Source organism: Duganella sp. CT11-25, assembly GCF_047302815.1.
Classification (GTDB): Bacteria; Pseudomonadota; Gammaproteobacteria; order Burkholderiales; family Burkholderiaceae_D; genus Rugamonas.
Genome location: NZ_JBKBFD010000001.1, coordinates 5149677 through 5168194 on the forward strand (window position 1 = coordinate 5149677; position 18518 = coordinate 5168194).

An 18518-nucleotide genomic window follows, 5' to 3' on the forward strand; every position below is an offset into this window, starting at 1 on the left:
AGAATGATGACGACAACATCGTGGCATGAACGGGCGGCGGCCCTGCAGATCGATGGCCGCGCCTTTATCGGCGGCCAGCGCGTATGGGCCAAGTCCGAGCAGCAGTTTGAGAACCTGTCGCCGATAGACGGACGCGAGCTGGGCATGGTGGCGCGCTGCGACGGCGCCGATGTCGATGCGGCCGTGGCTGCGGCGCGCGCGGCGTTCGATGACCGCCGCTGGGCCGGCAAGTCGCCGGCGCAGCGCAAGCGCGTGCTGATCAAGTTCGCGGACCTGATCCAGAAGTACGGCCCCGAGCTGGCGCTGCTGGAAACGCTGGACATGGGCAAGCCGATCAAGTACAGCCAGAGCGTGGACGTGGGCGCGACCGCCAACTGCATCCGCTGGTACGGCGAGGCGATCGACAAGATCTACGACGAGATCGCGCCGACCGCCGAGAACAGCTTGGCGTTGATCACGCGCGAACCGGTCGGCGTGGTGGCGGCCATCGTGCCGTGGAATTATCCGATGATCATGGCGGCGTGGAAGATCGCGCCGGCGCTGGCCACCGGTAACAGCGTGGTGCTCAAGCCGTCCGAGAAGTCGCCGCTGACGGCGTTGCGGCTGGCCGATATCGCGCTGGAGGCGGGCATCCCGGCCGGCGTGCTCAACGTGCTGCCGGGTTACGGCCATGAAGCCGGCGCCGCGCTGGCGCTGCACATGGATGTGGATTGCATCGGTTTTACCGGATCCACCCGCGTCGGCAAGCAGATCCTGCAGATGGCCGGCCAGTCCAACCTGAAGCGGGCGTGGACCGAGTTGGGTGGCAAGTCCGCCAACATCGTCTGCGCCGATTGTCCCGACCTGGATGCCGCGGTGGCGTCGGCCATCGGCTCGATTTATTTCAACCAGGGCGAGAGCTGCAACGCGCCTTCGCGCCTGTTCGTCGAAGCGTCGATCAAGGACCGCTTCATCGAGAAGGCGCTGGCGATGATGCCGAAGTTCCAGCCCGGCGATCCGCTGGACGAGAGCACGGTGATGGGCGCGATCGTCGATTCAACGCAGCTGAAGACCGTGATGGGTTATATCGACTCCGGTCATTCGGATGGCGCCAGGCTGTTGTGGGGCGGTCGGCAGGTGGATGGCGAAACCGGCGGCTACTACGTCGAGCCGACGCTGTTCGATCAGGTCGACAGCAGCATGACCATCGCGCGTGAAGAGATCTTCGGGCCGGTGCTGTCGGTGCTGACGTTCACCGACCTGAAGGAGGCCGTCAGGCAGGCCAATGCCACCACCTACGGTTTGCAGGCCGCCGTGTGGACGGCCGACATGAGCAAGGCGATCCAGACCGCGCGTGCGCTGCGTGCCGGCACCGTGCACGTGAACCAGTACGACGGCGACGACATCACCGTGCCGTTCGGCGGCTACAAGCAGTCCGGCAATGGCCGCGACAAGTCGCTGCACGCATTCGACAAATACACCGAACTTAAAACGACATGGATACAAATCGGCTAGAAAAACTACAGGGCGAACTGGCCGGGCAAGGCGTGCGCTTCGTGTTCGCGCAGTTCACGGATATTCACGGCGCGGCCAAGGGCAAGCTGATACCGCTGGCGCACCTCGGCGATATCGTATCGCCGGGCGCCGGCTTTTCGGGGCCGTCGATCTGGGGCACGGGCTTGCCGCGCAACGGTCCGCGTTCCGAATACTATGGCCGCGCCGACCTGTCGACGCTTCAGCCCATGCCGTGGCTGCCGGGCTACGCCCGCGTGGCGCTGGACGGTCATGTGGCGGGCCAGCCGTTCGATGTCTGTCCGCGCCAGGTGCTGCGCAAGCAGGTGGCGCGTCTCGCGGCACATGGCTGGGCGCTGAACGCCGGCCTGGAGCCGGAGTTCTTCCTGCTGCAGAAAGGCGCCAGCGGCTACGACGCCGAAGCCGCCGACACGCTGGAAAAGCCGTCATACGATACGAAGAGCCTGTTGCGCCGCCGCGCCTTCCTCGACAAGCTGACTACCTCGCTGGACCAGTGCGGTCTCGGCGTATTCCAGATCGATCACGAGGATGCGACCGGCCAGTTCGAAGTCAACTACAAGTACGCGGACGCGCTGAAGGCGGCCGACAATTTCATGCTCTTCAAGATGGCGGCGCATCACATCGCCGAAGAGGAGGGCATGCTGTTCTCGATGATGCCCAAGCCGTTTGCGGATCGTCCCGGCAGCGGCCTGCATTTCCACCTGTCTCTGGCGGATGCGCAAGGCGAGCCGGTATTCGCCTTGAACGACGGCGCGGAGCAGGGTGGCCGCGGCCTCGGGCTGTCGCCGCTGGCCTATCACTTCATGGCCGGCCTGCTGCACCATGCGCCGGCGCTGACCGCGCTGTGCGCGCCTACCGTCAATTCGTACAAGCGCCTGATGTGCGGGCGGTCGCTGTCCGGCACCAGTTGGGCGCCGGCGTTCATCGGCTACGGCGACAACAACCGCACGGTGGTGGCGCGCGTGGTCTACCAGCGCATCGAGTGGCGCCTGCCGGACAGTTCCGCCAATCCCTACCTTGCGCTGGCGGGTGTGATCGCCGCTGGCCTCGACGGCATCGAGAACAAGCTGGAGGCGGCCGATCCGGTCAACCACGATGTCTACGAAATGAGCGATGCGCAGCGCACCGAACTAGGGTTGAAGATCCTGCCGCAAAACCTCGGCGAGGCCGCTGCCGCGCTAAAGGCCGACAGCGTGCTGGCAGCGGCGCTGGGCGGGGACTTCGTCAAGGAATTCGTCGCGTTGAAAAGCGCGGAGTGGATCGAATACAGCCAGCACGTCAGCGCCTGGGAAACCGCGCGCTATCTGGACCGCTTCTAGGAGCATGCAATGAGTCAGGCGATGAAGGACTTTCTACGGGATCGCAATATCCACGAAGTGGAGTGCGTCATCGCCGACATGACCGGCATCGCGCGCGGGAAGATCCTGCCCAAGGATCTGTTCCTCAGCGAAGGCGAGATGCGCCTGCCCAAGAGCGTGCTGCTCAACACCGTCAACGGCGAGCAGCCGAACAATCTGCCCTACGTCGGCGCCACTGATCCCGACATGATCTGCGTGCCGGACCTGGCCACGCTGCGGCAAGTGCCATGGGCTGCGGAGAACGTCGCGCTGGTGATCCACGACTGCCAGAACTTCGACGGTACGCCGGTCGGCCTGTCGCCGCGCGCGGTGCTGCGCCAGGTGCTTAAACTGTATGCGGAGCGCGGCTGGCAGCCGGTGGTGGCGCCGGAGATGGAGTTCTATCTGGTCGCCCGCAGCAGCAATCCGCACGAGCCGTTGACGCCACCGCTGGGCCGCAGCGGCAAGACCGAATCGGGCCGGCAGTCGTACTCCATCGACGCGGTCAACGATTTCGACCCCTTTTTCCTGGAGCTGTCCGCCTTCTGCAAGCAGCATGATCTGGGTGTGGAAACGCTGATCCATGAAGCGGGCGCCGGCCAGATGGAGATCAATTTCACGCACGGCGAAGCGCTGGAGTTGGCCGACCGCGTGTTCCTGTTCAAGCGCGCGGTGCGCGAGACGGCGCTGCGGCACGGGATCTTTGCCACCTTCATGGCCAAGCCGATGGAGACGGAGCCGGGCAGCGCGATGCACATCCACCAAAGCGTGCTGGATGTGGCCACCGGCGAGAACATCTTCAGCCGGGCGGACGGCGAGGCCAGCGATTTGTTCTTCAACTATATCGCGGGACTGGAGCGGTACGCGGCGGCGGCCACGCTGCTGTTTGCGCCGCACGTGAACTCCTACCGCAGGCTGTCGCGCTATATGTCGGCGCCGACCAATGTGCATTGGGGCTACGACAACCGCACCTGCGGCATCCGCATTCCCAATTCCGCGCCGGTCAACCGCCGGGTCGAGAACCGCGTACCCGGCGTGGACGTCAATCCCTACCTGGCGATGGCCGCCACGCTGGCCTGCGGCTATCTCGGCATGACGCAGCAACTGACGCCTTCGCCGCCAACGGCGGACAGCGCGGAGCATGTACACGACCAGCTGCCGCGCAACCTGGAGGACGCCATCCTGCGCCTGCGCGAATGCAAGCCGTTGAGCGATATCCTGGGTGAGCTGTTCGTGCAGGCCTTCTGCGAGGTGAAGGAGCTGGAGTTCGCCACGTACAGCCGCGTCATCAGCTCGTGGGAGCGCGAGCATTTGATGCTGCTGGTGTAATCATGGCCGGCACGCGCGATGGATTGAACTGGCCGCGTGCGCAAGCGCTGGCCGCCGCCGAACGCGCCAGCTATATCGCGCGCAATCCTGCATCGGAAAAGCTGGCGGGGCAGGCCGCGCAGCATCTGCTGTTCGGCGTGCCGATGCACTGGATGAACGACTGGTCGACGCCGTTTCCGCTGACGGTGCGGGAGGCCTCGGGCGCCCGCTTCCGCGATGCGGACGGCCATGACTACGTGGACTTCTGCCTCGGCGACACCGGCGCCATGTTCGGCCACGCGCCGCAGCCGGTGGCACAAGCCGTCGCCCGCCAGTCCACGCGCGGCTACACCGCCATGCTGCCATCCGAAGATGCGGCGCCGGTCGCGGCGGAGCTGGCCCGCCGCTTCGGTCTGCCGTACTGGCAGTTCGCGCTGTCGGCGTCGGACGCCAACCGTTTCGTGCTGCGCTGGTTGCGGGCCGCCACCGGCCGCAGCAAGGTACTGGTCTTCAACGGCTGCTATCACGGCACCGTGGACGACGTCTTTGTCGATCTGGTCGACGGTGTGCCGATGCAGCGTGACAGCCTGCTGGGGCAAGTGCACAAGCTCACCGCGCATACCGTTGTGGTGGAGTTCAACGACCTGCCGGCGCTGGAGGCGGCGCTTGCGCAAGGCGACATCGCTTGCGTGCTGGCCGAACCAGTGATGACCAATATCGGCATGGTGCTGCCGCAGCCCGGCTACTGGGAGGCGGCGCAGCGGATCATCAAGCGCCATGGCACGCTATTGGTGATCGACGAAACGCACACCATCAGCAGCGGGCCCGGAGGCTATGCGCAGGCGCACGGTATGCGGCCGGATGCGCTGGTGCTCGGCAAGCCGATCGGCGGCGGTATTCCTTGCGCGGTATATGGATTCACCGAGGAGCTGGCGCGGCGCGTGGAGCATGCGAAGCATAGCGCACCGCCCGGCCATTCCGGCGTCGGCACCACGCTCAGCGCCAATATGTTCGCGATGGCCGCGATGCGCGCGAACCTGGAACAGGTGATGACAGGGCAAGCCTACCAGAACATGTTCGCGCTGGCGGCAAAATTGGCCCACGGCTTGCGCGCGGTGATCGCGCGCCACCAGCTGCCTTGGTGCGTCACGCAAGTCGGCGCCCGCACCGAATTCCAGTTCACTCCGGCCGCGCCATGCAACGGCAGCGAAGCGCAAGCGATCCTGGACAGCGAGCTGGAACAAATCATCCACCTCTACCTGCTCAACCGCGGCCTGCTGATCACGCCGTTCCACAACATGCTGCTGGTGTGTCCAGACACCACTGCCGGCGACGTAGCCCGCTTACTGTCCACGTTTGACGCCTGCCTCGTCCAGCTTATTTGAGCTATATTAAGCGATGGTTTACAAATATGTGTAAAATAAATAAAAATGTAAACCGCAGTCGGACGGTGCAAGGGGCAAATCATGATAGGACAACGGCTCTACCGGGCGCGTAAGGCGGCCGGCCTTTCTTTGCGCGAACTGGCTGAGAAGGTCGGTTTGTCTCATGCAGCCATCAAAAAATATGAGGATGAACTGGCGGTTCCCAATTCCACTACTTTGATCAAGCTGGCGCAGGCGCTGCAGGTTCGGATTGAATACTTCTTTCGCCCCGAGACCGCTGCGTTGGATGATATCGAGTATCGCAAATGCGGATCGCTCCCGAAGAAGCGCCTCGAGGCTATTGAACATGAAGTGATCGATCATATCGAACGTCGGATGGAGCTTGAGGGATTGTTTCCAACGCCGCCGTTGGCGGAATTCGCTCCTGTAGCGGGTTTGCCAGAGAAGATATCTGACTTTGCGCAGATTGAAGACGTCGCGGAGCGAGTGCGCAACGCCTGGGCGCTGGGTTATGCGCCAATCCGAGAGTTGATCGATGTGTTGGAGACGCATGGTATTCGCGTGTTTTTGATCGACGCGAATGCGGATGCCAAGTTCGATGGGCTTGCCGCATCGGTCAATGGCATGCCGGTGATTGTGGTGGGCAGTAATTGGCCGGGAGACCGGCAGCGCTTCACGATGGCGCATGAGCTTGGGCACTTAATGCTGGCCGGACGCTTGGCGGATGATGTCAACGAAGAACAGGCCTGCAATCGTTTTGCAGGCGCGTTTCTGGTACCGCGCCAATCGGCATTGCAGGAGCTTGGGCGGCTCCGCAATTTCATTGAGCTTAAAGAGCTGGCTTTGCTGAAGGACGAGTTTGGATTGAGCATGAGTGGCGTGCTGTATCGTGCCCGTGATCTAGGGATTGTGACGTCCACATGGCGCGACCAGCAGGCGCGCCTGTTTCGCTCCCAGGGCTGGCACATTACGGAGCCCGGCGCTGCTTATCCGGTCGAACAGCCACACGTTTTTGAGCAATTAGTATTTCATGCGTTGGCCGAGGATTATATAGGCGAATCCAAAGCGGCTGAACTACTGGGCATGCAGCTTGGGGCCTTCCGTAAGATGCGGTGTCTGGAAGGCGGCCATGCTGCTGCTCATCAGTGATGCCAATATTCTGATTGATATGGAAGTCGGCGGCCTGCTGGCGTCGATGTTTAGCATGGCGTATCGCTTCGCAGTCCCAGATGTGTTGTATGCCGAGGAGTTGGAAAGTGAGCATGCTGACTTGCTGGAAATGGGGCTGCAATCCATAACGCTTGAGGAAGACCTGGTAACCGAGGTAATGGCGATGTCGCAGAGGCACCGCCGGCCTAGTCGCAATGACCTCTTCGCATTGGTTTTGGCGTCAAGCGAAGAGTGTCCCTTGCTTACTGGCGATAAGGATTTGCGTGCAGCTGCGGAGGCGGAAGGCGTAACCGCGTGCGGCACGCTCTGGCTTGTGACCGAAATGGTGCGCGCGCAGAAAGTTTCAACGCAGGTAGCGCGGGCCGCGTATCAGCGCATGCGCGATAGCGGCCGCAGGTTGCCTTGGGATCAGGCCGAGCAGATGTTGGTCGATCTGGATGCGGCGGGGCTTAGAAGCAGTGCTCCAGCGCCGGGAAGCTGCCGTCCTTGACGGCAGCGACGTAGGCGGTGATGGCGGCGTCGATGCTGGTCTGGCCTTCCATGAAGTTCTTCACGAAGCGCGCTTTGCGGCCCGGGAACACGCCCAGCAGGTCGTGCATCACCAGCACCTGGCCGGAACAGTCCGGGCCCGCGCCGATGCCGATCGTCGGTACCGATAGCAGATCGGTGACTTCCTTGCCCAGCTGCGCCGGAATCGCCTCGAGCAGCACGATCGAGGCGCCGGCCGCCTGCATGCGCAGCGCATCCGCCTTCAGCAGGTCGGCGCTTTCGGTGGTCTTGCCCTGGACTTTGTAGCCGCCCAGCTGGTGCACAGATTGCGGCGTCAGGCCCAGGTGGGCGCAGACCGGTATCGCGCGGTCGGTCAGGAAGCGCACGGTGTCGGCCAGCCAGGCGCCGCCTTCGATCTTGATCATGTGCGCGCCGGCCTGCATCACTTGCACGGCGTTGGCGTACGCGGTTTCCGGTGTGCCGTAGGCGCCGAACGGCAGGTCAGCCATGATCATCGCCGACTTGCTGCCGCGCGCGACCGCGGCGGTGTGATAGGCGACTTCTGCGACCGTGACCGGCAGCGTCGACTGGTGGCCGTTGCAGACCATGCCCAGCGAATCGCCGATCAGCAGGATTTCCACGCCGTTGCGGTCCATCAGCGCGGCGAAGCTGGCGTCGTAGCAGGTCAGCATGGTGATCTTTTCGCCGGCGGCACGGTGCGCGGTCAGCGTCGTGACGGTGACGGCCTTGGCGGCGGCTGATTTAGCCGGTGCAGGTGCGGTGGTGGCGGCGGGCTTTTGGCTCGCGGCCAGTTCGTTTCCTTGCAAATAACCAGACATGGTGGGTCCTTTTAGTGATGAGGTCAGACCGCGATAGTGTATTCCTGATTGCTATCGCGTGCAGAAAGTCAAATGACGGGGCTGATGCCTTGGTCTGCGACGCCGGCCGCGTACTGCTGCGCCGCGCCGCGCCCGGGAATGTGGATCGCCGGCGCCAGCTCCAGCAGCGGCACCAGCACGAAGGCGCGCTCGGTCATGCGCGGGTGCGGCACCGTCAGCGTCGGGCTGGCGATGACGGCGTCGCCGTACAGCAGCAGGTCGAGGTCGAGCGTGCGCGGGGCGTTGCGGTAAGGGCGTTCGCGGCCGTGCGCCTGCTCGATGCCGTGCAGCGCCCGCAGCAGCGCCTCGGCATCCAGCGTGGTGGCGACGCGGGCCACGGCGTTGATGTAGTCGTCGCCGCTGGAATCGATGGGCGCGGTGCGGTACAGGCTGGAGGAGGCCATCAGCGTGCAGCCGGGCAGGCGCCGCAGGCGCTCCAGCGCGTCGGCCACATTGGCGCGCGCGTCGCCGAGGTTGGCGCCGATGCCGATGTAGGCGATGCTGAAGGCGAAGCCGTCTTCAGCTGTTTTGCCGATGATGCTCATGAGGTGTGCGCTCAGCCGGGCTCAGTTCAGTCGTCGCCGCCGCCACCGGCGTCGCCGCCCGTAGCGCCTTCCGCGCCGCCCGAACCTTTGCGGTTGCCGCGGCGCGGGCCGCGCTTGCGCTTGACGCCGCCGGCCGCGGACGGCTGATTGGCCGAGGCCACCAGGTCTTCGCGCGTGGCTTCGTCGCCTTCATAGAAGGCGGTCCACCATTCGCCGATTTCGGCGTCGATCTCGCCGGAAGCGCAGCGCAGCAGCAGGAAGTCGTAGCCGGCGCGGAAGCGCAGGTGCTCCAGCAGCTTGTACGGCGACTTGCCGGTGCGGCGCTCGAAGCGCGGCTGCATCGACCAGATGTCGCGCATGTCGGAGCCGATCTTGCGCTGCAAGGCCAGTTTTTCGGTCTGCGAATCGAGCACGTCGTCGGCTGCCAGGTGCAGCGCCGGGATGGTCTGCTCGCCGGACGCGCGGTAGGCGGTCCACTTCTCCAGCACCTGGTGCCACAGCAGCGACGCGAACAGGAAGCCGGGCGACACCGTCTTGCCGGCGTGGATGCGGGCGTCGGTCGAGTCCAGCGCCAGCGTCACGAACTTGACGCCCAGCGGCTGTTCCAGCACCACGTCCAGCAGTGGCAGCAGGCCGTGGTGCAGGCCTTCCTTGCGCAGCTGCTGCAAACAGGCCAGCGCCTGGCCGCTCATCAAGAGCTTCAGCATCTCGTCGAACACGCGCGCGGCCGGCACGTTGTTGATCAGCGGCGCCATGATGGCGATCGGCGCGCCGGTCGCCGGTTCGATGGTGAATTTGAGCTTGGCGGCGAAGCGCACCACGCGCAGCATGCGCACCGGGTCCTCGCGGTAGCGCGCTTCCGGCTGGCCGATGATGCGCAGCGTCTTGGCGCGGATGTCCTCGATGCCGCCGTGGTAGTCCAGCACCTGCTGGTTGGCCGGGTTGTAGTACATGGCGTTGATGGTGAAGTCGCGTCGCACCGCGTCCTCCGCCTGCGAGCCGAAGGTGTTGTCGCGCAGGACGCGGCCATGTTCATCCTTGGGCGCGTTGTCCGAGGTGGTGCCGCGGAAGGTGGTCACCTCCAGCAAATCCTGGCCGAACATCACGTGCACGATCTGGAAGCGCTTGCCGATGATGAAGGCGCGGCGGAACAGCTTGCGCACCTGCTCGGGCGTGGCGTTGGTGGCGATGTCGAAGTCTTTCGGCTTCACCCCCAGCAGCAGGTCGCGCACGGCGCCGCCGACCACGAAGGCCTCGAAGCCGGCTTCCTGCAGGGTGCTGGTGACGCGCACCGCGTTGTTCGACAGCAGGCGCGGGTCGATGCCGTGGGCGTCCGGGCCGAGCACCACCGGCGTGCCGGTGTCGCGCACGCTCTTGTCTTTGGTACCCAGGATTTTGCGGATCAGTTTCTTAATCATTGAATAGGTCAATTAATGGCCAGCCATGCGCGGCGGCGTGCGTTTTCAGTTGAGCGTTCGGATTGGTGGCGACCGGATGGCTGACGATGGACATCAGCGGCAGGTCGTTGTGCGAGTCGCTGTAGAAGTGGACGGTGTCGAAGTCTTCCAGCTTCTTGTCCATCGCCGCCAGCCAGGCCTGGGTGTGGACGATCTTGCCCGGGCCCTGGGTCGGCGTGCCAAGCAGCTTGCCGGTCAGGTTGCCGTCGGCGTCGATCTCCGGCATGGCGGCGATCAGGTGCTGCACGCCCAGCGCCTTGGCGATCGGCGCGGTGACGAAGTGGTTGGTGGCGGTGACGATGGCCACCAGGTCGCCGGCGTCGCGATGCTTTTGCAGCAGCGCGCGCGCGGACGGGCGGATCGCCGGGGCGATCACCTCGGCCATGTACTGCGCCTGCATCTGTTCCAGTTTTTCGCGCGGGAAGCCGGCCAGTGTGCCGAGCGCGAACTCCAGGTACTCGACCGGGTCCAGCGTGCCGGCCTGGTACTGGGCGAAGAATTCATCGTTGCGGCGGGCGAAGGCGACGGCGTCCACGGCGCCGATGCGCACCAAAAACTGACCCCATTCGTAGTCGGAGTCGATCGGCAGCAGGGTGTGGTCGAGGTCAAATAAGGCTAGATTCATCATTCTTTCGCTTCCGCCTGCAACCACTCGCGCAACAGCGGAAGGGTGATCGGGCGTTGGGTTTCAAGGGAATATTGGTCCAGCGAGTCCAGCATGGTCGACAACGACCGCATGTCGCGCTGAAAGTGGGACAGCAAGTAGGGTATCACGCCGGGCGACAGCGTCAAGCCGCGCGCGGTGGCGGCGGCCGTCAGCGCGGCCACCTTTTCATCGTCGCTCAGGCCGTGGACCTGGTAGATCAGGCCCCAGCCCATGCGCGTGCGCAGGTCCTCGCGCACTGGCAGCACGGCCGGCGCGACGGCGCCGCTGCACACCATGAAGGCGTGGTTGGCACGGATTTCGTTGAACAGCGCGAAGGCGTCGATCTGCGCCAGCGGCGACAGTTTTTCGCAATCGTCGAGCAGGTACAGGTCCACTTCCGGCGAATACACGAACTCCGACTCGATCGAGAACGGCGAGATATAGCGCGCGCGCAGCTGTTCCGCCTCGCCGCCGGCGCTGGCCAGTGCTTTCAGCAGATGGGTCTTGCCGACGCCGCCGGCACCCCACAGGTAGGCGAAGTGCTCGCGCGACGAACGATCGGCGAACTGCGCCATCAGCGCTGCCGCCTCGGCATTCTGTCCCACCTCGAACGATGCGAGGCTGTGCGCCTGGTCCGCGCCTAAATCGAGCACCAGCTGTTTCATGGCGTTCGCCTGATTGTGATCTTTTGCATAACGTTTTTCGGTTTCACGTCACGCATTATAGAAGCTGCTGCTCAGGTAGTGGCGGCGCAAGTGCTTAAATGCCACCATCAGCACCGCCGAAGCGGGCAAGGCCAGCAGCACGCCGACAAAGCCGAACAGCTGGCCGAAGGCCAGCAAGGCGAAGATCACGGCCAGCGGATTGAGGCCGATGCGCTCGCCCACCAGGCGCGGCGTCAGGAAGAATCCCTCGATGACCTGGCCGGCACCGTAGATGACGGCCACCGCGACCACGCCGCTCCAGTCGGTGAACTGCAGCACCGCCGAGATCAGCGCCAGCACCAGCCCGAGGCCGAAGCCCAGGTAGGGGATGAACACCAGCAGGCCGGTGATGATCCCGACCGGCAGCGCGACGTCGAAGCCGGCGATCGCCAGCGCCACCGAGTAGTACACCGCCAGCACCACCATCACCAGCAGCTGGCCGCGCAGGTACTGGGCCAGCAGGGTATCGACCTCGCGCGCCATGCCCATGGTGGCGCCGATATAGCGGCGCGGCACGCAGCCGGCGATACGGGCCAGCATCGGGTGCCAGTCCAGCAGCAGGTAGAACAGCACCACCGGGATCAGCACCAGCGTGGCGATCCAGCCCAGCACCGCGGTGCCGCCGACGCGGGCCGAATTGAGCACGGCGCTCCAGATGGCGTCGCCGGAAGCGGCCATCTGCTCGGAGGCCAGCTGCTTGATGCCGGCGCTGTCGAGCCGCACCTTGACGCCCAGCTCCTGCAGCTTGGGCGCCAGCATATCGTTGGCCTTGGCCAGGAAGGCCGGGATCTGCGCCTGCAGCAGCGGGATTTCCTTCTGCAGCACCGGCACCGCGATCAGCACCAGCGCGGCGATCGCCGCGAAAAACAGCACCACCACGATCACCACCGACAGCGCGCGCGGCATGCCGAGGCGGCGCCAGCGCAGCCGGTCGAGGCGGTCGACCCCGGGATTGAGCGCATAGGCGAAGATGGCGGCCGCCAGGAACGGCGTCAGGACCGGACCGAGGGTGATGAGGAGGAACAGGAATGCTGCCCAAACCGCTATCCAAAATGCCGTTTGCTTTTGCTCTACCGAGAGGGGAAATGGCATGGAGTGTGATTTAGATGGTTAAAAACGGCTGTTGGACGGGGCATTTTGATAAAATAGCGGATTGACCGGGTTTTTGCGCTGTTTTTGCGCGTTTTCGTGGGTGTTTGTTGCCAAATCATTACGAAATCGGTCTCCGCCTTCTATTTTACCGCCTCCGCTGCGAAATACACCATGAGCCAAACTTCTAATGTTTCCCTGTCCTACCGTGACGCCGGCGTCGATATCGACGCGGGCGACGCTTTAGTCGAAGCCATCAAGCCCTTTGCCAAGCGCACCCTGCGCGAAGGCGTGATGGGCGGCTTGGGCGGTTTCGGCGCGATGTTCGAGATCAGCAAAAAGTACAAGGAGCCGGTCTTGGTGTCCGGCACCGACGGCGTGGGCACCAAGCTGAAGCTGGCGTTCGAGCTGAACCGTCACGACACGGTGGGCATCGACCTGGTCGCCATGAGCGTCAACGACATCCTGGTGCAGGGCGCCGAGCCGCTGTTCTTCCTCGACTACTTCGCCTGCGGCAAGCTGGACGTGGCCATCGCCACCGACGTCATCAAGGGCATCGCCCAAGGCTGCGAACAGGCCGGTTGCGCGCTGATCGGCGGCGAAACCGCTGAAATGCCATCGATGTACCCGGCCGGCGAATACGACCTGGCCGGTTTCGCGGTCGGCGCGGTGGAAAAATCCAAGATCATCGACGGCACCAAGATCGCTCCGGGCGACGTCATCCTGGGCCTGGCCTCGTCGGGCGTGCACTCCAACGGTTACTCGCTGGTGCGCAAGATCATCGAAGTGGCCAAGCCGGACCTGGAAGGCGACTTCCACGGCCGCAAGCTGGCCGACGTGCTGATGCAGCCGACCCGTATCTACGTCAAGCCGCTGCTGGCGCTGATGGACGCGATGGAAGTCAAAGGCATGGTGCACATCACCGGCGGCGGCCTGGTCGAGAACATCCCGCGCGTGCTGCAGCCCGGCCTGGTGGCCGAGCTGGACTCGAAGGCATGGACGCTGCCGCCGCTGTTCACCTGGCTGCAACAGCACGGCGGCGTCGCCGACGCTGAAATGCACCGCGTGTTCAACTGCGGCATCGGCATGACCGTGATCGTCTCGCAGGAAAACGCCGCCGCCGCGATCGCCCAGCTGCAGGCTGCCGGCGAAACCGTCTACACCATCGGCAAGATCCGCGCCCGCGTCGGCGACGAGCACCAGACCATCGTCGTCTAAGCGCCAGCCGATCCAGAAAAACGGACCATGCCTCGCGGCGTGGTCCGTTTTTTTTCGCCTGCATGAATTACATGATGTATCAAGTGAGTTTCCATGTGCCTCATTTATTGCTCTTCGTGGAATAAGTATAGTGGACTCATCCTATCCAACCACAACAAGGAGCAACACATGAAACTGATCTTCGCCGGCGACCCGATGTGCTCGTGGTGCTATGGCTTCGGCAAGGAGCTGGGCGCCCTGATGGACCGCCATCCCGAGCTGCCGCTGCACATCCTGGTGGGCGGCGTGCGCGCCGGCGCCACCGACCTGCTCGACGACGGCGGCAAGCAGTTCCGCCTGACGCACTGGGCGCGGGTCGAGGAGGCCAGCGGCCTGCCGTTCAACCGCGTAGCCTTCGTGGCGCGCCAGAACTTCGTCTACGACACCGAGCCGGTCTGCCGCGCCGTGGTGGCCGCGCAGCGGCTGGCGCCGGCCGCCGACCAGCTGGCCGTGTTCCGCGCGCTGCAGCACGCCTTCTATGTCGACGGTCTCGACACCACCAGCGGCGATGTGCTGGCCGGGGCCGCCGTCGCGGCGCTGGCGCGGCAGGGCATCGACTTGCCGCCGGCGGCGTTCCGCGCCGAGTGGGACCACGCCGCCACCATCGCCGCCACCGCCGCCCAGTTCGCCGAAGTGCGCGCCATGGGCATCCGCAGCTTCCCGGCCTTGCTGCTGGAAGTGGACGGCCGGGTGATCGAAATCAGCCCCGGCTACGCCCACGTGGATCAGCTCGACCGCCAATTGCAATCGGCTTTGCAGCAATCCGCCGCAGCGGCGTGAGCGCGCCATGTTGAAGAAATTCGTACGCAGTATCTTTCAGGAGAACACCATGAACTCGACTATCGTCATCGTCTACCACAGCGGCTACGGCCATACCTCCAAGATCGCCGAAGCGGTGGCGGCCGGCAGCGGCGGCCAATTGCTGGCCATCGACGCCGAGGGCAATCTGCCGGAAGGCGGCTGGGACCAGCTGGCCGCGGCCGGCACCATCATCTTCGGCAGCCCGACCTATATGGGCAACGTCAGCTGGCAGTTCAAGCGCTTCGCCGACGCCAGCTCCGCCGTCTGGTTCAAGCAGGGCTGGAAGGACAAGCTGGGCGCCGCCTTCACCAATTCGGCGTCGGTGGCCGGCGACAAGCAGACCACGCTGTACACGCTGTTCACGCTGGCGCAGCAGCACGGCATGCTGTGGGCCGGCACCGGCATGATGCCCAGCAACGCCAAGAGCGCGACCCGCGACGACATCAACTACCTGTCGTCGTTCGCCGGCCTGGCCACCGCGGCGCCGTCCGACGCCACGGTCGACGAGATACCGGCCGGCGACCTGGCCACCGCGCGCCTGTTCGGCGAGCGCATCCGCCAGGCCGGCGCCCGGCTGGCTTAAACCCTTCATCGTGACCAAGGGGAGCCGAACATGCATAGCGATCAAGCTCCGGGCAGCGCCGTCACGGTTGCCGAAGCCTACCTGCAGGCGGTCTACCGCGGCGATACCGCCGCGCTGGCCGGTCTGTTCGACGTCCACGCGCAAGTGTATGGCGATATAGACGGACGGCCGTACCACAAGCCGATCGCCGACTACATCGCCGGTGTCGGCGCGCGCCAGAGTCCGCAGGCGCTGGGCGAGCCCTACCGCATGCGGGTGCTGGCGCTGGACCTGCAGGATGGCATCGCCATGGCCAAGCTGCGCTCGCCGATGTTGGGCTTCAACTACATGTTGTACCTGACGCTGCGCCGCAACGGTGAAGGCTGGCTCATCGTCAACAAGACCTTCGTCCACCGCAGCGTGGAATAGTCCGGCGGCGCGGGATTTTTCATACCAGGGTCACATGCGGGCGTCACACTGCCGGGTTGCAAAGAACCGAGGCCCGCATGAGCTACCTGAAAAAACTGAGCTGTCTCCTGATGTTCGCCGCCGGCTGCGCGGCGGCCGAGCCCGTCCGCACGCCGCTGATCCTGGTGTCGCTGGACGGCTTCCGTCCGGATTACCTGGAGCGCGGCGTCACCCCCAACCTGAACCGCCTGGCCGCCGATGGCGCGCGCGCGGTGGCGATGCGGCCATCCTTTCCTTCGGTGACGTTCCCGAACCACTACACGCTGGTCACCGGCTTGCGGCCCGACCATCACGGCATCGTCGACAACACGATGACCGATGCCGCGATCCCGGACGTGCGCTTCAGCCTGGGCAACGCGGCGGCGGTCACCGACCGCCGCTGGTGGGACCAGGCCGAGCCGGTGTGGGTGACGGCGGAACTGCGCGGCATCCGCAGCGCGACGATGTTCTGGCCCGGCTCGGAAGCGGCGATCCACGGCGTGCGGCCGTCCGTGTCGCCGCGCTTCGACGGCAAGATGCCCGCCGCCGAGCGTGTCGACACGCTGCTGTCCTGGCTGGACCGTCCGGCGGCGGAAGCGTTCGGCTTCTTCACGCTGTATTTCGATGACGTCGACCATGCGGGCCACACTGCCGGTCCGGCGGCCGCGGAGACCACGCAGGCTGTCGCCCGCGTCGACCAGGCGGTCGGCCGCTTGCTGGAGGGGCTCAAGCGGCGCAACGTCGACGCCAATATCGTGATCGTCTCCGACCACGGCATGGCGCAGCTCAGTAGCGAGCGTGTGATACGCATGGACCAGCTGGCGCCGGAAGGCAGTTATCGCCAGGTGACCAGTGGTTCTTACACCGGGATGGAGGCGAAGCCGGGGCAGGAAGCGCTGCTGGCGGCAGCGTTGCTGAAACCGCAGGAACACATGCAATGCTGGCGCAAGGCCGCGATTCCCGCGCGGCTCGCGTATGGCGGCAATGCGCGGGTGCCGGCCTTCCTGTGCCTGGCCGATCCCGGCTGGACGGTGGTGTTCAGCGACCAGGGCGCAGCGCGCCTCAAGGGTGGCGCGCACGGCTACGACAATGCGGCGCCCGACATGGCCGCCACCTTCATCGCCGCCGGCCCGGCCTTCCGCGCCGGCGTCGTGTTACCGGCGTTCGACAATGTCGACGTCTATCCGCTGCTGATGCGCTTGCTGAACCTGGAACCGCTGCACTCGGACGGCGATATCGCGCCGCTGCTGCCGGCGTTGCGCTAAACCATCCGGGGTCAGGTCCAAAACCCGGACACGGTCTCATCCATACGGGAGGTTACGGTTAAGCTCGTGTCCGGATTCTGGACCTGACCCCGGAGTTGCGGAGTTGCGGCTTCAGCGGGGCGGCGGGCCGCCTTCGGGCAGGGCGGCGACGACGTCGCCCATTTTCTTGCAGACGCCGCTGACGGTTTCGCCGCGACGGCCGGTGAACTGGACCTTGGCGCCTTCGGCCTTGCCCTTGCAGGCGGCCACCGCTTCCGGCGGCGGGCCCGGCGGCGGGCCGTCCGGACGCTGCTTGTCGTTTTGGGCCGATGCGCTCAGCGAGGCGCCGGCCAGCGCCGCCCACAGCATCCAGTGCTTGATGATCTTCATGAAATCTCCGTGTCAGTTGAAGACTGGATTGTCCGCCGGCGAGCTGTTAGACGGCGTCAACGCGCTGTAAAGCCCGGTAAAGCTAGCGCTTGAGGATCTTTTCCACCCGCGCCGGCCGCAGCCGGAACGCGTCCGGCATGCCGGAGCCCAGCAGCGGCCGCAGGTACAGGCGGAAGGCGTCGGTGACGTCGGTGCCGCTGGCGCTGATGAACCGGTCCTCCATCACGCGCGTCTTGCCGGCCACGTCGGCCAGCGCCTGCAGTTCGTAGTCGACCGCGTAGTGGCCGTTGCGCTTGATCGCCACCGAACCGTCGCGCCCGCCCCACATGGCGTACTGCACCGCCTTTTCGCCCACTTCACGCGCCTCGCGCTGGTCGACGTCCGACACGCAGCCGATGAAGGAGCGCTGCAGGTAGCCGAAGGTATCGCCGCGCACGCGCTTGATGCCGAGCTTGGCCTTGATCTCGTCGCACAGCAGGTCGGCCAGCGCGCCGGTGCCGGACAGCTGTACGTTGCCGTGCGCGTCGCGCTCGACTTCCTTGGCCAGCAGCGACGCGATCGCTTCGCCGGACGCGTCGTGGATGCCTTCCGAGACCGCGATCACGCAGCGGCCGTAACGTTCATACACCGCCTTGACGTCGGCCAGGAACTGTTCCAGCGAGAACACCCGCTCCGGCAGGTAGATCAGGTGCGGGCCGTCGTCGTCGAATTTCTTGCCCAGCGCGGCGGCGGCGGTCAGGAAGCCGGCGTGCCGGCCCATCACCACGCCCACGTAGACGCCGGGCAGCGAGGCGTTGTCGAGGTTGGCGCCGGCGAAGGCCTGCGCGACGAAGCGCGCGGCCGACGGGAAGCCCGGCGTGTGGTCGTTGCCGACCAGGTCGTTGTCGATGGTCTTGGGAATGTGGATGCAGCGCAGCGGATAGCCGGCCGCCTGCGCCTGCTCGCTGACGATGCGCACCGTGTCGGACGAATCGTTGCCGCCGATGTAGTAGAACTGCTCGATCTCGTGTGCGCGCAAGACCTTGAAGATTTCCTCGCAGTACGGCAGGTCCGGCTTGTCGCGCGTCGAGCCCAGCGCGGAGGATGGCGTGGCCGCCACCAGCTCCAGGTTGTGGCTGGTTTCCCGGGTCAGGTCGACCAGGTCTTCGTTGATGATGCCGCGCACGCCGTGCATGGCGCCGTAGACGCGGGTGACGTCGCGGAAGCGGCGCGCCTCCAGCACCACCCCCGCCAGCGACTGGTTGATGACGGCGGTCGGACCGCCTCCCTGTGCGACCAGAATTTTTCCCGACGACAT

Annotated in this window: 19 protein-coding genes; 11 read left to right on the plus strand and 8 right to left on the minus strand. The window is 65.1% G+C overall.

Features of this window, described 5'->3' with window-relative positions; translation table 11 throughout:
* Positions 1–6 precede the first annotated feature (6 nt).
* The 6 genes from ACEN9F_RS22145 (at position 7) to ACEN9F_RS22170 (ending at position 7202) form a co-directional block, all read left to right on the plus strand.
* Positions 7–1494, plus strand: coding sequence for an aldehyde dehydrogenase (locus tag ACEN9F_RS22145; RefSeq protein WP_413427137.1), 1488 nt, complete (start codon positions 7–9; stop codon positions 1492–1494).
* Complete coding sequence (gene glnT, locus ACEN9F_RS22150) at positions 1476–2831, plus strand: type III glutamate--ammonia ligase (protein WP_413423380.1); 1356 nt, start codon at positions 1476–1478, stop codon at positions 2829–2831. The genes ACEN9F_RS22145 and glnT overlap by 19 nt, the downstream gene beginning before the upstream one ends.
* A 9-nt stretch (positions 2832–2840) precedes the next feature.
* Positions 2841–4178, plus strand: coding sequence for a glutamine synthetase family protein (locus ACEN9F_RS22155; protein ID WP_413423382.1), 1338 nt, complete (start codon positions 2841–2843; stop codon positions 4176–4178).
* Positions 4179–4180: 2 nt separating this feature from the next.
* Positions 4181–5542, plus strand: coding sequence for an aspartate aminotransferase family protein (locus tag ACEN9F_RS22160; RefSeq protein ID WP_413423384.1), 1362 nt, complete (start codon positions 4181–4183; stop codon positions 5540–5542).
* A gap of 81 nt (positions 5543–5623) precedes the next feature.
* A complete protein-coding gene (locus tag ACEN9F_RS22165; RefSeq protein ID WP_413423386.1) occupies positions 5624–6691 on the plus strand; it encodes a helix-turn-helix domain-containing protein in 1068 nt (355 codons plus the stop codon).
* The gene (locus ACEN9F_RS22170) at positions 6672–7202 is read left to right on the plus strand and encodes a PIN domain-containing protein (RefSeq protein ID WP_413423388.1); all 531 of its coding nucleotides are present in this window, start codon (positions 6672–6674) and stop codon (positions 7200–7202) included. The genes ACEN9F_RS22165 and ACEN9F_RS22170 overlap by 20 nt, the downstream gene beginning before the upstream one ends.
* On the opposite strand, the gene panB is transcribed toward ACEN9F_RS22170, so the two are convergent.
* From panB to ACEN9F_RS22200, 6 genes are all read right to left on the minus strand, one after another.
* Positions 7162–8040 carry a 3-methyl-2-oxobutanoate hydroxymethyltransferase gene (panB, locus tag ACEN9F_RS22175; protein ID WP_413423390.1) on the minus strand — a complete coding sequence of 293 codons (879 nt, stop codon included), beginning with the start codon at positions 8038–8040 and terminating at the stop codon, positions 7162–7164. The genes ACEN9F_RS22170 and panB overlap by 41 nt on opposite strands.
* A 68-nt stretch (positions 8041–8108) precedes the next feature.
* Complete coding sequence (gene folK, locus ACEN9F_RS22180; protein WP_413423392.1) at positions 8109–8624, minus strand: 2-amino-4-hydroxy-6-hydroxymethyldihydropteridine diphosphokinase; 516 nt, start codon at positions 8622–8624, stop codon at positions 8109–8111.
* Between the two features lie 26 nt (positions 8625–8650).
* Positions 8651–10042: a polynucleotide adenylyltransferase PcnB gene (gene pcnB / locus ACEN9F_RS22185; RefSeq protein WP_413423394.1), complete on the minus strand. Its 1392-nt coding sequence runs from the start codon at positions 10040–10042 to the stop codon at positions 8651–8653.
* On the minus strand, positions 10035–10706 hold the full coding sequence (locus tag ACEN9F_RS22190; protein WP_413427139.1) for an HAD family hydrolase: 672 nt from the start codon (positions 10704–10706) through the stop codon (positions 10035–10037). Before ACEN9F_RS22190 ends, pcnB begins: the two co-directional genes overlap by 8 nt.
* Positions 10706–11392 carry a DnaA regulatory inactivator Hda gene (hda, locus tag ACEN9F_RS22195; protein WP_413423396.1) on the minus strand — a complete coding sequence of 229 codons (687 nt, stop codon included), beginning with the start codon at positions 11390–11392 and terminating at the stop codon, positions 10706–10708. Before hda ends, ACEN9F_RS22190 begins: the two co-directional genes overlap by 1 nt.
* Before the next feature lie 48 nt (positions 11393–11440).
* Entirely contained in the window at positions 11441–12523 is a 1083-nt protein-coding gene (locus tag ACEN9F_RS22200) for an AI-2E family transporter (protein ID WP_413423398.1), read from the minus strand.
* Positions 12524–12694: 171 nt separating this feature from the next.
* On the opposite strand from ACEN9F_RS22200, the gene purM reads away from it, so the two are divergent.
* The 5 genes from purM (at position 12695) to ACEN9F_RS22225 (ending at position 16852) form a co-directional block, all read left to right on the plus strand.
* A complete protein-coding gene (purM, locus tag ACEN9F_RS22205; protein WP_413423399.1) occupies positions 12695–13738 on the plus strand; it encodes a phosphoribosylformylglycinamidine cyclo-ligase in 1044 nt (347 codons plus the stop codon).
* Positions 13739–13906: 168 nt separating this feature from the next.
* Positions 13907–14557 (plus strand): DsbA family protein, encoded by a 651-nt coding sequence (locus ACEN9F_RS22210; protein WP_413423401.1) that lies wholly within the window; start codon positions 13907–13909, stop codon positions 14555–14557.
* A gap of 49 nt (positions 14558–14606) precedes the next feature.
* Positions 14607–15161, plus strand: a complete 555-nt coding sequence (locus tag ACEN9F_RS22215; RefSeq protein WP_413423403.1) for a flavodoxin family protein — start codon at positions 14607–14609, stop codon at positions 15159–15161.
* A gap of 30 nt (positions 15162–15191) precedes the next feature.
* Positions 15192–15569: a nuclear transport factor 2 family protein gene (locus tag ACEN9F_RS22220; protein ID WP_413423405.1), complete on the plus strand. Its 378-nt coding sequence runs from the start codon at positions 15192–15194 to the stop codon at positions 15567–15569.
* Positions 15570–15646: 77 nt separating this feature from the next.
* On the plus strand, positions 15647–16852 hold the full coding sequence (locus tag ACEN9F_RS22225; protein ID WP_413423407.1) for an ectonucleotide pyrophosphatase/phosphodiesterase: 1206 nt from the start codon (positions 15647–15649) through the stop codon (positions 16850–16852).
* A 111-nt stretch (positions 16853–16963) separates the two neighbouring features.
* Here the strand turns inward: ACEN9F_RS22225 and ACEN9F_RS22230 are convergent, their stop codons facing one another.
* Positions 16964–17221 (minus strand): hypothetical protein, encoded by a 258-nt coding sequence (locus tag ACEN9F_RS22230; protein ID WP_413423409.1) that lies wholly within the window; start codon positions 17219–17221, stop codon positions 16964–16966.
* Between the two features lie 82 nt (positions 17222–17303).
* Positions 17304–18518, minus strand: coding sequence for a 6-phosphofructokinase (locus tag ACEN9F_RS22235; protein ID WP_413423410.1), 1215 nt, complete (start codon positions 18516–18518; stop codon positions 17304–17306).